Origin of the sequence: Dyella sp. S184, from assembly GCF_009766065.1 — a bacterium.
Taxonomy (GTDB): Bacteria; Pseudomonadota; Gammaproteobacteria; order Xanthomonadales; family Rhodanobacteraceae; genus Rhodanobacter.
In genome coordinates, this window is sequence record NZ_LMUE01000009.1 from 108,012 (window position 1) to 122,396 (window position 14,385).

Here is a 14,385-nt window from a genome sequence, read left to right on the forward strand (position 1 = left end):
TTACCGCGGCCATAGTGGCGGAATGGTTCGCCGCCATGCAGCGTTTGGGCGATAATTGCGTTTTTGCCGGGTTGGCGACCACCCCATCGCCATCGTTCAGTCATCCCAGCCGCAGGATCAGCCAGGAGCACTCCCATGAAAGATACCTTTTCCGTACGCGACACCCTCGAGGTCAATGGCCAGCGCCATGTGTTCGCCAGCCTCACCAAGCTCGGCGAGCATTTCGACCTGAAGCGGCTGCCGTACTCGCTGAAGATCCTGCTGGAGAATCTGCTGCGTCACGAGGATGGCGTGGATGTGACCTCGAAGGAAATCGAGGCGATCGCCAAGTGGGATGCCAAGGCCGAGCCGGCTACCGAAATCGCCTTCATGCCGGCACGCGTGGTGCTGCAGGACTTCACCGGCGTGCCCTGCGTGGTCGACCTGGCCGCGATGCGCGACGCCGTGGTGAAACTCGGCGGTGATGCCACCCAGATCAATCCGCTGGCACCGGCCGAGCTGGTCATCGACCATTCGGTGCAGGTCGACGTGTACGGCTCCGATAGCGCGCTGGAACAGAACGTTGCGATCGAGTTCGAGCGCAACCAGGAGCGCTACTCGTTCCTGCGCTGGGGCCAGAAGGCATTCAATAACTTCAAGGTGGTGCCGCCGCGTACCGGCATCGTGCACCAGGTGAACCTGGAGCACCTGGCCCGCGTGGTGTTCACCGCCGACATCGACGGCGAGAGCTGGGCCTATCCGGATACCGTGTTCGGCACTGATTCGCACACCACCATGATCAACGGCCTGGGCGTGCTCGGCTGGGGCGTCGGCGGTATCGAGGCCGAGGCCGCGATGCTCGGCCAGCCCTCCTCCATGCTGATCCCGCAGGTGGTTGGCTTCAGGCTGACCGGCAAGCTGCCCGAAGGCGTCACCGCCACCGACCTGGTGCTCACCGTCACTCAGATGCTGCGCAAGCTGGGCGTGGTGGGCAAGTTCGTCGAATTCTTCGGCAATGGCCTGAAGCACCTGCCGCTGGCCGACCGCGCGACGATTGCCAACATGGCACCGGAATACGGCGCGACCTGCGGCATCTTCCCGATCGATCAGGAAGCGCTGAACTACATGCAGCTGTCCGGCCGCAGCGCCGCGCAGATCAAGCTGGTCGAGGCGTATGCCAAGGCACAAGGCATGTGGCATGACGAGAACGCGGTCGAACCGACGTTCACCACCACGCTGGAGCTGAACCTAGCCGACGTGCGCCCGTCGATGGCCGGCCCGAAGCGCCCGCAGGATCGCGTGCTGCTGGAAGCCGTGCAGAAGAGTTTCCATGATGTGATCGGCTCGCTCACCGCCAATCGCAAATCGAAAAGCCAAGCCACCGAGGACTTCGCCAGTGAAGGTGGCGCCACCGCCATCGGCAACCCGGCCAACGCGATTACCAACGGTGGTGTGCGCGTCGAGAAGGACGGCCAGAGCTTCAGGGTCGGCGACGGCTCGGTGGTGATCGCCGCGATCACTTCATGCACCAACACCTCCAACCCGGCGGTGATGCTGGCAGCTGGCCTGCTGGCGAAGAAGGCTGCGGCCAGGGGCCTCAAGGCGCAACCGTGGGTGAAGACCTCGATCGGCCCGGGCTCGCTGGTGGTCAGCGACTACCTCGAAAAGACCGGCCTGCTGAAGGAGCTGGAGAAGATCGGCTTCTATATCGTCGGCTACGGCTGCACGACCTGCATCGGCAATTCGGGCCCGCTGCCGACCGAGATCAGTCATGCCATCGGCGAAGGCGACCTGGCCGTGGCCTCGGTGCTGTCAGGCAACCGCAACTTTGAAGGCCGCGTGCATCCGGAAGTGAAGATGAACTACCTGGCCTCGCCGCCGCTGGTGGTCGCCTATGCACTGGCCGGCACGCTGGACATCGACCTGACCAAGGACGCGCTCGGTACCGGCAGCGACGGAAAGCCGGTCTATCTGAAGGACATCTGGCCGAGCAATCAGGAAATCTCCGACACGATTGCCGGCGCGATCAACCCAGCGATGTTCGAGAAGAACTACGCCGACGTGTTCAAGGGTGACAGCCGCTGGAACCAGATCGCCTCGCCGGATGGCGCGCTGTTCAAGTGGGACGACTCCACCTACATCAAGAACCCGCCGTACTTCGACGGCATGAGCAAGGAAGCCGGCACGATCGAGGACATCCACGGCGCCAGCGTGCTCGGCCTGTTCGGCGACTCGATCACCACCGACCACATCTCGCCGGCCGGCTCGATCAAGAAGGACAGCCCCGCGGGCCGCTTCCTGATCAGCAAGGGTGTCGAGCCGAAGGACTTCAACTCCTACGGTTCGCGCCGCGGCAACGATGACGTGATGGTGCGCGGCACGTTCGCCAACATCCGCATCAAGAACCTGATGCTCGACGGTGTCGAAGGCGGTTACACACTGTATGTGCCGAGTGGCGAACAGCTGGCGATCTATGACGCCGCGATGAAGTACAAGGCGAACAAGACCCCGCTGGTGGTATTCGCCGGCAAGGAATACGGCACCGGTTCGTCGCGTGACTGGGCGGCCAAGGGCACCTTGCTGCTGGGCGTCAAGGCGGTGATCGCCGAGAGCTTCGAGCGCATCCACCGTTCCAACCTGGTCGGCATGGGCGTGCTGCCATGCACGTTCAAGAACGGCGAGAACGCGCAGTCGCTGGGCCTGACCGGCAAGGAAACCTTCGACATCACCGGTCTGGATGATGGCAAGTCGAAGGAAGCCACGGTGACCGCTACCGCCGCCGACGGTAGCAAGAAGCAGTTCACCGTGCAGGTGATGCTGCTGACCCCGAAGGAACGCGAGTTCTTCCGTCACGGCGGCATCCTGCAGTACGTGCTGCGTCAGCTGGCCGGCAAGAAAGCCGCCTGAATTTCGAGGTAGCCGCAAACATTAGTGCCCCGGGTTCCGGGGCACTTTTGCAATCACTTCGATCAGCGCCGCACTAGATCGAATGCTTCCAGCTCGCCGTATAGCAACGCCACTTGCCATCATCCTTGCGCCACGCCGACTCGACCTCGTAGACGCCTAATTGGTCAGGGAAAAGATGACTGCCGCTGGTCAGGGTGACCGTGAACGTCGCCACCATCCGCTCGCCTCGGTGATCGATGGCAATCGGCCCCATCGTCACACCGATATGCTCACCACGCAGCGCGAAGAATCTGACCATATTGCCCAGCGCGCGGCGATCCAGTTCACCGGCATTGCCATCGAAATCGTCACTGAGTGGTGCGGTCACGTCGCTCGCCGCATTCGTTTCGGCCGCGTGGGCGATCGAGGCAATCGCCTCGCGCACTTGCACCTCATCCGGCGTGTGTCGGCAACCCGACAACGCCGCCGTGCACAGCACGAGGACGCTCAGCAGGCAGGCAGCTTTTCTCAATCGGATCATCGGCGGAATCTCGATGCAGTGCGGCTTGCCGCTGTACGCAGGCGTATGCTCCAATGAACCATTCGCGTGGCGCATGATGGATGCTGGCGTCATCCTAAAGCCATCGTCGACGCGCGGTCATCGACACGAACAGGGAACCCGAGCATGAGCAACGAACGTCCGTGGCTGGATCACTACCCGGCAGGCGTACCCAGCCAGATTGACGTCAATACCTATGCCTCGGTACCAGCTGTCTTCGAGGAAGCGTTCGGGCATTTTCGTGAAAGACCGGCCTTTGCGAATTTCGGCCATAAGCTGACCTACGGGCAGATCGACGAGATGAGCCGTCAGTTCGCCGGTTACCTCACTGGCGAACTCAAGCTCGGCAAGGGCGATCGCATCGCGATCATGATGCCGAACGTGCTGCAGTATCCGATTGCGCTGTTCGGTGCACTGCGCGCCGGATTGATCGTGGTCAACACCAATCCGATGTACACCGCGCGCGAACTCAAGCATCAGCTGGAAGACGCGGGTGCCAAGGCGATCGTGGTATTGGACAACTTCGCCGCGACGCTGCAGCAGATCGTTGCCGAAACCCATGTGCAGCACATCATCACCACCGGTATCGGCGACCTGCTGGGCCCGAAGGGTGTACTGATCAATTTTGCACTCAAGCATGTCAAGAAGATGGTGCCGGCATTCGATCTGCCGCAAGCCGTGCGCTTCCGCGATGCGCTGTCCCGTGGCGCACCGCATCCGCTGCAACCGGTAAGCCTGGGCCACGACGACATCGCCTTCCTGCAATACACCGGCGGCACTACGGGTGTGGCCAAGGGCGCGATGCTCACCCACGGCAACATGATCGCGAACATGCTGCAGGCCGGTGCCTGGGTCGGCACAAACGCCAAGCCCGGTGAAGAAGTGATCATCACCGCGCTGCCGCTTTATCACATCTTTTCGCTGTGCGCGAACGGACTTGTGTTCACCCGTCTGGGCGGCCTGAACTGGCTGATCACCAATCCACGTGACATGCCCGGCTTCGTCAAGGAGCTGAAGCAGTCCGGCTTCACCTCGTTGACTGGCGTCAATACTCTGTTCAACGGCTTGCTCAATACCCCGGGTTTTGCCGAACTGGATTTCTCGAAGTTGCACCTGACCCTGGGTGGTGGCATGGCCGTGCAGCGCGCCGTCGCCGAACGCTGGAAGAAGGTCACCGGCTGCACCCTCGCCGAGGCCTATGGCCTCACCGAGACCTCGCCAGCGGTATGCATCAATCCGCTGGATCTCAAGGAATACAACGGTTCGATCGGGCTACCGGTGTCATCCACTGACGTGGCCATCTGGTCGGAGGAAGGCCAGCCGTTGCCGACCGGCGAAGTCGGCGAACTGATGGTGCGTGGCCCACAGGTCATGAAGGGTTACTGGCAGCGTGATGACGAGACTGCCAAGGTGCTCGGCGCCGATGGCTGGCTGCACACTGGCGACATCGCGAAGATGGACGAGAACGGCTACTTCTACATCGTCGATCGCAAGAAGGACATGATCCTGGTGTCTGGTTTCAACGTGTATCCGAACGAGGTCGAGGATGCAGTCATGCAGCACCCCGGCGTGCTCGAAGTGGCCGCCGTAGGTGTTCCGGACGAGCATTCCGGCGAAGTGGTGAAGCTGTTCGTGGTGCGCAAGGACCCGAACCTCACCGAGGAAGCTCTCAGGCAGTTCTGCCGCGAGAACCTTACCGGCTACAAGCGACCCAAGTTCATCGAGTTCCGTGATGAGCTGCCCAAGAGCAACGTGGGCAAAATCCTCCGCCGCGAGCTGCGCGACGAGAAAAAGATCCCGGCTTGAGGTTGCTCCTCCAGAATTGAAAACGCCCGCTTCAGGCGGGCGTTTTCAATTCAATGACGGCTTCTGCTCAGCTGTCCTTCCAGTATTCCAGAATATCGGCGTAACCACCCAGCAGGTTCCACAGCGGGACCTGCTTGTCCTCGGGAATGCGGCTATAGGAAAAGCCGATGTGGTGATCGGAAACGCGCGCGACCGCCGCCTCGAGGTGGATGTGCAGATTGTGGCCGAAGATCATGTCGAGCACCCAGCTCTGCCCCGCTTCACCCGCCCAGCCAAGCGGGCGTCGCAGCAAGGCACCGGTCGCCGAGATATCGACCAGCTCAGTCGGATGCGACTCTCCATTACGGCTCATCAGGACCGTCGTCGCGATCTGCATGCGTGCCGGACGCAACTGTTCCGGCCCATTGCCACCCTTTTTATTTTTGTCAGTCGTCATCGTCATACCGTTCATTTGCGCTTGCGCCTCCCACTGGTGGGGACATCATTCCGCACATCCTGAAATTGTTCTGCTCTACCACCCGGCGATTCCATTGGCCCTGAACGCGCTCCGATCGAGCTGGTTACGGTGTATCCAAGCAATCAACATGCCAGCTCACCGGACAATACCTACACACCGATAATTTCCTTTGTTTGGCTGCCTGGCAATCACCATCCTGGCGTTCCGTCCGTGATAGCCATCACACAAATTCATGTTGCACCGTACGCATTGCCGGCATTTCCGGCAAACGATCATCGAGTCACGATAAACCCGACCGGTTCAATTCGTAAGCACCGCATGCCGAACCAGCAAGATGAAACCGTCTACCGAACTGCGGACCGACGCATTAGGTCACATGCCGCCCCGCACCGACGAAGCATGCGGGTGGAGCGCGACGTCAGTCAGGAAATGGGCGCACTCCAATCGCCCATTGTGCCTATGGTCGGTGCAGTCATGAAATCGGCAGGCGCCGATATCTCTCGGCGCGAATAGAAAATGGCTGTCTGTCCAAGGAAAATTCGGCCCGCGAGACCTAACTGGACTTGTCGCCAGCTAGCCGCTACTCTTTGTTCCACGTGTGGCCCCATGAATAGCGCTTGCCAGTCACTTCCGGCGGCCCATGGTTTCCATCCGATGCTCTCGAACCGATCGATAAATAGTCAGTGGCGTCGTTGTTCGCCATTTGTGACTTGCGCCTTTGCCGTGGCTGACAACCCGGAACCGACGCACGGTGATCGTTAGCGACCTGCCTGACCGAACCACCAAAAGCGTGGCTTCATCATGCCCGTCGCAACGGTGGCGCCCGACGCGCCTCGGCGGAAGATTATGTAAGACAGCAGTACCCTGGAACGCCGCTTCACCGCCGCATTCCGAGCACGGACATTCCATGGTCACGCCCATGCATGGAATGGCTCCGAACGTGTTGAACGCACTGCCAGCCGCTGAAGGCGGCCCAACGACATGTATTGATGAGCACTGAGCCAGTCGAGCCCGAGAGCCTGGTCACCGCACCACAGGATGCGTTTGCGTCGGTACCGCAGCAGCAGGAAATGCCTCTGGCCATCGTGCGCGGCCAACCGCTGCTGCAGATGCCGCAGGACCTGTACATCCCACCGGACGCGCTCGAGGTCATCCTGGAGGCCTTCGAGGGACCACTGGACCTGCTGCTGTACCTGATCCGCCGGCAGAACCTGGACATTCTGGATATCCCGGTGGCCGAGATCACCCGGCAGTACATGACCTACATCGAGCTGATGCGCGATGTGATGCGGCTGGAGCTGGCCGCTGAATACCTTTTGATGGCCGCGATCCTGGCCGAGATCAAGTCGCGGCTGCTGCTGCCGCGGCCGCCAGCCGAGGAAGGGCTGGAGGATGACCCCCGCGCCGAGCTGGTCCGTCGGTTGCAAGAGTACGAGCGGTTCAAGCGGGCGGCCGAGGATATCGAAACCCTGCCCCGGCTGGAACGCGATACCGCGGTGGTGCATGCCGAGGTAGGCGAACGCAACGTGATCAAGTTGCCGCCGCCGCTGGAGCTGACCGAGCTGCTGCTTGCGCTGAAGGACGTGATGCACCGGGCCGAGTTGTTCGGCCATCACGCGATCAAGCGCGAGGCACTCAGCGTGCGCCAGCGCATGGGCGAACTGCTGAGCCGGCTGGACGACAACAGCTTTCACCGTTTCGAGAGTCTGTTCGATGCCAGCGAAGGGCGACTCGGCGTGGTGGTGACCTTCCTGGCAATGCTGGAGCTGGCCAAGGAAATGCTGGTGGAAATCGTCCAGGAAGCCCCGCTGGCAGCGATCTATGTAAAGGCAAAGGCAAGCCACTCCGAGACATTCGCCGAAATAGAGGCGGACGACGCACAAGCAGGCGAATCGGCACTGATCGAATCGTCCAACGAATGAACGACAACCACTGAATCGGCATCCGACCCAAGGCTATGCAGATCGAGCAACTCAAACCGATTATCGAGGCCGCCCTGCTGGCCTCCAGCCAGCCGATGACGGTTCATCAGCTGGGCGACCTGTTCAACGAGGCTGACGACGTCAGTCACGCACAGATCGCCAAGGCACTGGAAACGCTGGCCGGTGATTGCAACGGACGCGGCATCGAGCTCAAGGAAGTGGCCTCCGGCTTCCGCTACCAGGTACGCCAGGACGTGCATCCGTGGATTTCGCGGATGTGGTCCGAAAAGCCCAGCCGCTATTCGCGTGCGCTGCTGGAAACCCTGGCGCTGATCGCTTACCGCCAACCGATCACCCGCCCCGAGATCGAGCAGATTCGTGGTGTGGTGGTGTCCTCCAACATCATCAAGACGATGGAAGAGCGCGAGTGGATCCGCGTGGTTGGTTATCGCGACGTGCCCGGCAAGCCGGCACTGTTCGGCACCACCCGCATGTTTCTCGACTACTTCAACCTGAAATCGCTGGATCAGCTGCCACCGCTGTCGGAAATCCGCGATATGGAAGACCCACAACTGCGCTTCGAGCAGGAACCACTGCCTGCGCGCATCGTGCGCGACCTGCCGATCGATCCCGACGAGGAAACCGCGATCGATGCGGAACCAGCCGACGACGACACCCACCACATCACGGCCGACGCTCCGGCGTCGTCCACATCTCCCGAGTCCGACGGACATGGCTCCGACCTGAGCCCATCCGCCGAGATCCCGACTAGCACTGCCGATGAGGCAGCGAACCCCGCCGCGGACGTCGAACCCGACACCGCCGAGCAAGATACCGAGGAGTACCGCGCATGACTGCGCCGCAGAAATCCGTTCTTTCCCTGAAGCGCGAACCGCGCAACGACGCCACTGCCACCCAGATCGAGGAGCGCCTGCACAAGGTGCTGGCCAATGCTGGCCTCGGCTCGCGTCGCATGCTCGAGGTGCGCATCCAATCCGGCGAAGTCGAGCTCAATGGCAGCCCGGCCGGCATCGGCGCCAGCGTGCACGCCGGCGACCGCGTGGTTATTGACGGCAAGCAATTCGTCGTCGCCACCGATAGCCGCGACGAGACCGAGGTGCTGATCTACCACAAGCCCGAAGGCGTGCTGACCACCCGCGACGATCCGGAAGGTCGCCCCACCGTGTTCGAACAGCTGCCGCGCCTGAAGGGTGCGCGCTGGGTCGCCGTGGGCCGGCTGGATATCAATACCACCGGCCTGCTGCTGCTGACCACCGACGGTGAGCTGGCCAACACACTGATGCACCCGAAGAGCGGCCTCGAGCGCGAATACCTGTGCCGCGTGCACGGCGAAGTGCCGGACGAGATCATCGAAAGACTCAAAGCCGGTGTGGAACTGGACGATGGTCCTGCCCGCTTTGACGAGATCGCCGTGATCAGCCGTGGCGGCAGCCACAGCTGGTTCCGCGTGGTGATCCGCGAAGGCCGCAACCGCGAAGTACGCCGCCTGTGGGACTCGCAGGGTTTCCTGGTCAGTCGTCTCAAGCGCATCCGCTATGGCAAGATCGAACTGCCACGCAATCTGCGCCGCGGCGAATGCGAAGCGCTCGACGCGGAAGCCGTCAAGCAGCTGCGCCATGCCACCGGCCTCGGTGCGCCGCAACCGGTGCTGACGCTGAGCCCGGTGCTGCACCAGCGCCGTGCCAATCGCAGCGTCACCGAATATCGCCCCGAGAGCGGTAGCAGCAAAGCCTGGACCGGTGGCCAGGATGAGGCACGCGAACTGCGTGCCTACGACCGTATCCGCGAAGAACCGTCACGCGGTCGCAAACCGCCACGTCGCGATGGCAAGGAAGTCAACGGCAACGTCGCCCGTCCCGAGCGCGGTGCAGGTGGCGGCAAGGGTCGTCGCGTGGCGCCAGGCCAGGAGCTGCCGTCGGTACGCAGCTGGTTTGCCGGTGAAAGCCGCGCGGGCAGCGCTGGCCGTCCCGGAGCTCCGCGCGGCAATGCCGCGGGTGGTGCGGCAGCCGGCAATCGTCGTCCTGCTGGCGGCAAGCCGTTTGGTGCACGTGCTGGCGGTGGCGGTGAGAACCGCGGCGCCGGCAGTCCGTACGGTGGTTTCGGCGGCGAGTCGCGTGGCACCGGTGGTGGCAACCGCGCGCCTGGTGGTCGACCCGCGCAGGGTGGGCGCCCGCAAGGCCAAGGCAACCAGGCTCACGGTAACCAGGCACATGGCAATCAGTCCTACGGCAATCAGGCCCACGGCAACGCGCGCCCGCAAGGTCAGGGCGGCGCTAGGCCGCAAGGCCAGGGTGGCAATCGTCCGCAAGGTGCTGGTCGGCCGCAGGGCCAGGGTGGCAATCGTTCGCACACTGGTGCCCGGCCGCAAGGCCACGGTGGCCCTGCGGGTGGTCGCCCGCCAGGTCGCGGCGGCAATCGTTCGGGCAATCGCTGAGCCAGAGCTAGACATGACCACGCGGGGAAGCTGAGCGATGGTGCGCATCTATCACAACACCCGCTGCTCCAAATCGCGCGCCACGCTGGCGTTGCTGGAAGAGCATGTCGGCGTATGCGAGGTGATCAATTACCTCGATACGCCGCCAAGTGCGATTGAATTGGGTGTGCTGCTGGGCCAACTCGGCATGACGGCGCGCCAGTTGCTGCGCACTGGCGAAGCGGAATACCAGTCACTCGGACTGAATGATCACGCGCTGAGCGAGACGGCGTTGATTGCTGCCATGGTGGCGCACCCCAAACTGATCGAGCGCCCGATCGTGGTCGCCAACGGCAACGCCGTCATCGGACGGCCGCCGGAAGCGGTGCTGGCGATACTCTGAACCACAGCATGACGCGCATCTGCTGCGAGGCGCGCTTCAGCGCATGGCGACAGAAGTGATCACTGCAGATCGAGCGCCTGGCGATCGCTGTCACGGCGGCGCTGTTCCTTCTGGTTGAAACTGGCCATGCAGCTGTCACGCTTGACCATCACGCAGTCCAGGTAGTCGGAGGCTTCCACCAGTGCACCGCGCACGGCCTTGCCGGCCGGCGTGTTCTTCTTCTGGCTGAAGGTGCCACCGAGACCATCGCGCAGGTAACCACCCACGCCCACCTGCGTGTTTGTGGTATTTCCTTCGACCGTACGCGAGTACACCACTTCACTCGTTTCCGAATCGATCACGCGCAGGTCGATCGCGACATACGCCTGGCTTTTGCCTCCGCCGAACGATAAACCGTGAAAGCTCAGTCCGCCCCCGGTATTGCTGGTGTCTTCGGTATACGCAGTAACGGTGCCAGTAACGAGATAGCGCGCACCCGTTATATTGCCCGTGCGTGGACCGCTGCCTTGACGCACCCGCCCCGAACTGGCCAGGTCCTGCTCGCCGATCACGGCGCCCAGCTTCTGCCGTTCGACCACGTTGAAATCACCGGATGAGCTGAGCTCATTGCTAAGCGCATCCGACAGCTGGTTGCCCACATCACCATTCCACCAATTCGCGGTGCTAGTCTGATTGGTGAACTCCGATACCGCGATCGTAGGACGACCTGACTGCGCCACCACTGCACCCGAAAGCAGGCATAGACCGAGTGCACAACCAAGGTTAAGAATCGGCTTCATGGCATTCTCCGTGATGCAGGGGCGCCCGCCGCCAGCCTGCTGTTCACGGTGAATCATAGAGTTGCGATTTGGCTGCCGATATTCTTCGGCTGGTCTATATCCGACGACCGATGCAGATCACCCTGGATCGAGGGTGAAGGTGTCGGCATCCATCCAAGCCGGGAACCGTTCGCGATGCGCGAGCAGTGGCGCCGGATCAAGTGTGACCGTTACCACCTGCTCTTGCGTACCCAGCTCAACTAACGGCTCGCCGACCGGGTCGATCACCGCGCTGTCACCGGCATATGGCAACTCATTGCCATCCACGCCGACCCGGTTTACGCCGATCACGTAGCTGAGGTTCTCGATTGCGCGCGCACGCAGCAACGTGCGCCACGGCTGCCGACGCGGTGCCGGCCAGTTCGCCACAAACAATGCGAGGTCGTACTCCATGCCACCGCTGGCGGAGGCAAGCCGGCGATTGCGCAGCCAGACCGGGAAGCGCAGGTCGTAGCAGACCTGCGGCAGGATCCGCCAGCCGTTCAATTCGACGATCAGGCGTTCGTTGCCTCCGCCATAGCGGGTGTGCTCGCCAGCCATGCGGAACAGGTGGCGTTTGTCGTATTGCGCGAAGCTGCCGTCGGGCTTGACCCACAGCAAGCGGTTATAGACAGTGTCGTTCTCGCGGATCGCCAGGCTGCCGCAGATCACCGCGCCAACCTCGATCGCCAGCGCGCGCAACCAGGCAACGCCCTCACCGTCCATGCTCTCGGCACTGGCGCGGGTGTCGTTGCTGAAGCCAGACAGGAAGGTCTCCGGCAGCAGGATCAGGTCGCTGCCTTTTGCCTGCCGCACCAGCGCGCCGTAGTAGTCGCGATTGGCAGGTGCGTCATGCCAGCGGGTAGCGCCCTGTACCAGTGAAACCCTCAGAGCTTGCATAGCCGCTCCGCCGCTGCATCCATCGTCGCATCGCTCTTGGCGAAGCACAGTCGCAGCAGGCGTGTGCCCGGTGCGGTTTCATAGAACGGCGTCAGCGGAATCGCCGCTACGCCAGCGTGTTGCACCAGCCAACGACTGAAAGCGAGGTCATCCTCGTCGCGGATCGACGAGTAGTCGACCAGCTGGAAATAACCGCCTGGTACGTCGAGCAGCTTGAGGCGCGACGGCGCCAACAGCGCACGGAAACGATCTCGCTTGGCCTGGTAGAACGCCGGCAGCTCCAGGTAATGCTCCGGATGACTAGCCATGAATTCGCCGAACGCCACCTGTGCCGGATGGAAGGTGCAGAACGTGAGGTACTGGTGCACCTTGCGGAACTCGGCCGACAGTGCCGCCGGTGCCACCGCATAGCCAACCTTCCAGCCAGTGCAGTGATAGGTCTTGCCAAACGAAGAGACCACGATGCTGCGCTCGGCCAGTTCCGGGTGACGCAGCACGCTCTCATGCTGTGCGCCGTCATACACGATGTGTTCGTACACCTCGTCGGACAGCACCACGATGGCCGTGTCGCGCACGATCGCCGCCAGTTCTTCCAGGTCCGCCGCCGACAGTACTGCGCCGGACGGGTTGTGCGGGCTGTTGATCAGGATCATCCGGGTCTTCGGTGTCACCGCATCGCGTACGCGCTGCCAGTCGATCGCGAATGCCGGCAAGGTCAACGGGATGTGTACCGCACGCGCGCCCTGCAGATCGATCGCCGGCTCGTAACAGTCGTAGGCCGGGTCGAACACGATCACTTCCTCACCGGCACGCACCACCGCGGCGATCGCCGCAAAGATCGCCTCTGTGGCGCCGGATGTGACCGTAATGTCAGTGTCGACATTGAGCTTGCGGCCATACAGCTGTTCGGTCTTCAGCGCGATCTGCTCGCGCAAGGCTGCCGCGCCGTGCATTGGCGCGTACTGGTTTCGGCCTTCGTTCATCGCACGGGTCAACGCATCGCGCAATGGTTGCGGTGGTTCGAAGTCGGGAAAGCCCTGCCCCAGGTTGACGGCCTTGTGTTCCAGCGCCAGCTGGCTCATCACGCTGAAGATGGTGGTGCCGACTTTCGGAAGTTTGGTAGCTATCATCATTCGGCCGTATGGATGTCTATAAAACATGCAGCGTACCGCATGCGAGGTATCGTGCGCATCACACCGCATCCGTCAGGATCCGGGCAAATCCTCCAGCGGACGCAGCTTGCATTGCTCATGTTTCAGCAGTGTCGTGGCCGGCAGCCGCTCGGCCAGGAAATCGACCAGCGCGCGTACGCCCGGCAGCATGCCGCGCCGGCTGGGATAGACGAAGTGCATGGTGCCTTCGGGCGCGCTCCAGTCCGGCAGCACCACCTCCAGTTCGCCGCGGGCAATCGCCGGGGCACAGACGAACTCCGGCAACAGCGTCACGCCCATGCCACGGCGGGCTGATTCCAGCAGTACCGCAAAATCGCCGGTGATCAGGCGCGCCTGCACCTCCACATTGATCTGTTCGCCGTTCGCGCCAATCAGTTCCCACACCTGCGCGCCTTCGTGCTCGCGCATCGACAGCGCCGGCAGCTTGGCCAGTTCCTCAGGTGTGGTCGGACGCCCCTGTGCTTTCAGCAGGGCGGGACTGGCCACCAGCTTGGTGCTTGACTGGCCGAAGCTGCGCATCACCAGGTTCGCATCGCTGTCCAGCTTGTTGCGCACCCGGATCGCCAGGTCGTAGCCTTCGCCGATCACGTCGACGCGGCGATTGCTGGCAAGCAACCGCACCTGCATCTTTGGATACAGCATGAGGAAATCCGGCAGCAAGTACGCCATCACCGTCTGCGCCAGCGATTCCGGGCAGCTCAGGCGCACTACACCGCGCGGTTCGGCGCGTAGTTCATCCACCGCATCCTGAGCCGCCTGCGCCTCTTCCAGCACGGCACGACAGTGCGCATAGAAACGTTCGCCAACCTCGGTCACCACGAAGCGTCGCGTGGTTCGCTGCAGCAGGCGCACACCGAGCCGTTCCTCCAGCTGCGCCACGCGCTTGCTCAGCCGCGATTTCGGCACGCCCAGCGCACGGCCGGCCGCGGAAAAACCGCCGTGTTCAACCACGGCCGCAAAAAAGTACAGATCGTTGAGGTCCTGCAGCGCGCCGCTCAATACCGTCATGATCGTTTCCTTGAACGGACTATACGTCCGAAAATTGCCATCTAATCGCCATATTGTTCTAA

The 14,385-nt window shown here is 62.4% G+C and carries 12 protein-coding genes; 6 read left to right on the plus strand and 6 right to left on the minus strand.

The window, feature by feature from the left end; translation table 11 throughout:
- Positions 1 to 135: 135 nt before the first annotated feature.
- Positions 136 to 2,886 carry an aconitate hydratase AcnA gene (acnA, locus tag GSQ75_RS12605; protein ID WP_158755231.1) on the plus strand — a complete coding sequence of 917 codons (2,751 nt, stop codon included), beginning with the start codon at positions 136 to 138 and terminating at the stop codon, positions 2,884 to 2,886.
- Positions 2,887 to 2,959: 73 nt separating this feature from the next.
- Here the strand turns inward: acnA and GSQ75_RS12610 are convergent, their stop codons facing one another.
- Complete coding sequence (locus tag GSQ75_RS12610; protein WP_254058569.1) at positions 2,960 to 3,481, minus strand: hypothetical protein; 522 nt, start codon at positions 3,479 to 3,481, stop codon at positions 2,960 to 2,962.
- A 69-nt stretch (positions 3,482 to 3,550) separates the two neighbouring features.
- Between GSQ75_RS12610 and GSQ75_RS12615 the strand changes: the two genes are divergently transcribed.
- Positions 3,551 to 5,230: an AMP-binding protein gene (locus GSQ75_RS12615; protein WP_158755232.1), complete on the plus strand. Its 1,680-nt coding sequence runs from the start codon at positions 3,551 to 3,553 to the stop codon at positions 5,228 to 5,230.
- A 67-nt stretch (positions 5,231 to 5,297) separates the two neighbouring features.
- Here GSQ75_RS12615 and GSQ75_RS12620 read toward each other — a convergent pair whose 3' ends face one another.
- On the minus strand, positions 5,298 to 5,666 hold the full coding sequence (locus tag GSQ75_RS12620; RefSeq protein ID WP_158755233.1) for a PilZ domain-containing protein: 369 nt from the start codon (positions 5,664 to 5,666) through the stop codon (positions 5,298 to 5,300).
- Between the two features lie 1,010 nt (positions 5,667 to 6,676).
- Between GSQ75_RS12620 and GSQ75_RS12625 the strand changes: the two genes are divergently transcribed.
- Genes GSQ75_RS12625 through arsC form a run of 4 tightly spaced genes read left to right on the plus strand, consistent with a single transcriptional unit; the run spans position 6,677 to position 10,446 of the window.
- Positions 6,677 to 7,609 (plus strand): ScpA family protein, encoded by a 933-nt coding sequence (locus tag GSQ75_RS12625; protein ID WP_158755234.1) that lies wholly within the window; start codon positions 6,677 to 6,679, stop codon positions 7,607 to 7,609.
- 35 nt (positions 7,610 to 7,644) lie between these two features.
- A complete protein-coding gene (gene scpB, locus GSQ75_RS12630) occupies positions 7,645 to 8,463 on the plus strand; it encodes an SMC-Scp complex subunit ScpB (RefSeq protein ID WP_158755235.1) in 819 nt (272 codons plus the stop codon).
- Positions 8,460 to 10,064, plus strand: a complete 1,605-nt coding sequence (locus GSQ75_RS12635; protein WP_158755236.1) for a pseudouridine synthase — start codon at positions 8,460 to 8,462, stop codon at positions 10,062 to 10,064. The genes scpB and GSQ75_RS12635 overlap by 4 nt, the downstream gene beginning before the upstream one ends.
- Positions 10,065 to 10,101: 37 nt before the next feature.
- Positions 10,102 to 10,446, plus strand: coding sequence for an arsenate reductase (glutaredoxin) (gene arsC, locus GSQ75_RS12640; RefSeq protein ID WP_158755237.1), 345 nt, complete (start codon positions 10,102 to 10,104; stop codon positions 10,444 to 10,446).
- A gap of 59 nt (positions 10,447 to 10,505) precedes the next feature.
- On the opposite strand, the gene GSQ75_RS12645 is transcribed toward arsC, so the two are convergent.
- The 4 genes from GSQ75_RS12645 to GSQ75_RS12660 all read right to left on the minus strand — a co-directional run bounded on the left by GSQ75_RS12645 (position 10,506) and on the right by GSQ75_RS12660 (position 14,323).
- The gene (locus GSQ75_RS12645) at positions 10,506 to 11,225 is read right to left on the minus strand and encodes a CsgG/HfaB family protein (RefSeq protein ID WP_158755238.1); all 720 of its coding nucleotides are present in this window, start codon (positions 11,223 to 11,225) and stop codon (positions 10,506 to 10,508) included.
- A 117-nt stretch (positions 11,226 to 11,342) separates the two neighbouring features.
- The gene (locus tag GSQ75_RS12650) at positions 11,343 to 12,143 is read right to left on the minus strand and encodes an amidohydrolase (RefSeq protein ID WP_158755239.1); all 801 of its coding nucleotides are present in this window, start codon (positions 12,141 to 12,143) and stop codon (positions 11,343 to 11,345) included.
- Positions 12,131 to 13,273, minus strand: coding sequence for a pyridoxal phosphate-dependent aminotransferase (locus tag GSQ75_RS12655; protein ID WP_158755240.1), 1,143 nt, complete (start codon positions 13,271 to 13,273; stop codon positions 12,131 to 12,133). Before GSQ75_RS12655 ends, GSQ75_RS12650 begins: the two co-directional genes overlap by 13 nt.
- Before the next feature lie 75 nt (positions 13,274 to 13,348).
- Complete coding sequence (locus tag GSQ75_RS12660; RefSeq protein ID WP_158755241.1) at positions 13,349 to 14,323, minus strand: LysR substrate-binding domain-containing protein; 975 nt, start codon at positions 14,321 to 14,323, stop codon at positions 13,349 to 13,351.
- Positions 14,324 to 14,385: the final 62 nt, after the last annotated feature.

Coding starts and splice junctions, on each gene's coding strand:
- acnA (WP_158755231.1), top strand. CDS start 136: ATGAAAGATACCTTTTCCGTACGCGACACCCTCGAGGTCAATGGCCAG.
- GSQ75_RS12610 (WP_254058569.1), bottom strand. CDS start 3,481: ATGCGCCACGCGAATGGTTCATTGGAGCATACGCCTGCGTACAGCGGC.
- GSQ75_RS12615 (WP_158755232.1), top strand. CDS start 3,551: ATGAGCAACGAACGTCCGTGGCTGGATCACTACCCGGCAGGCGTACCC.
- GSQ75_RS12620 (WP_158755233.1), bottom strand. CDS start 5,666: ATGACGACTGACAAAAATAAAAAGGGTGGCAATGGGCCGGAACAGTTG.
- GSQ75_RS12625 (WP_158755234.1), top strand. CDS start 6,677: ATGAGCACTGAGCCAGTCGAGCCCGAGAGCCTGGTCACCGCACCACAG.
- scpB (WP_158755235.1), top strand. CDS start 7,645: ATGCAGATCGAGCAACTCAAACCGATTATCGAGGCCGCCCTGCTGGCC.
- GSQ75_RS12635 (WP_158755236.1), top strand. CDS start 8,460: ATGACTGCGCCGCAGAAATCCGTTCTTTCCCTGAAGCGCGAACCGCGC.
- arsC (WP_158755237.1), top strand. CDS start 10,102: ATGGTGCGCATCTATCACAACACCCGCTGCTCCAAATCGCGCGCCACG.
- GSQ75_RS12645 (WP_158755238.1), bottom strand. CDS start 11,225: ATGAAGCCGATTCTTAACCTTGGTTGTGCACTCGGTCTATGCCTGCTT.
- GSQ75_RS12650 (WP_158755239.1), bottom strand. CDS start 12,143: ATGCAAGCTCTGAGGGTTTCACTGGTACAGGGCGCTACCCGCTGGCAT.
- GSQ75_RS12655 (WP_158755240.1), bottom strand. CDS start 13,273: ATGATAGCTACCAAACTTCCGAAAGTCGGCACCACCATCTTCAGCGTG.
- GSQ75_RS12660 (WP_158755241.1), bottom strand. CDS start 14,323: ATGACGGTATTGAGCGGCGCGCTGCAGGACCTCAACGATCTGTACTTT.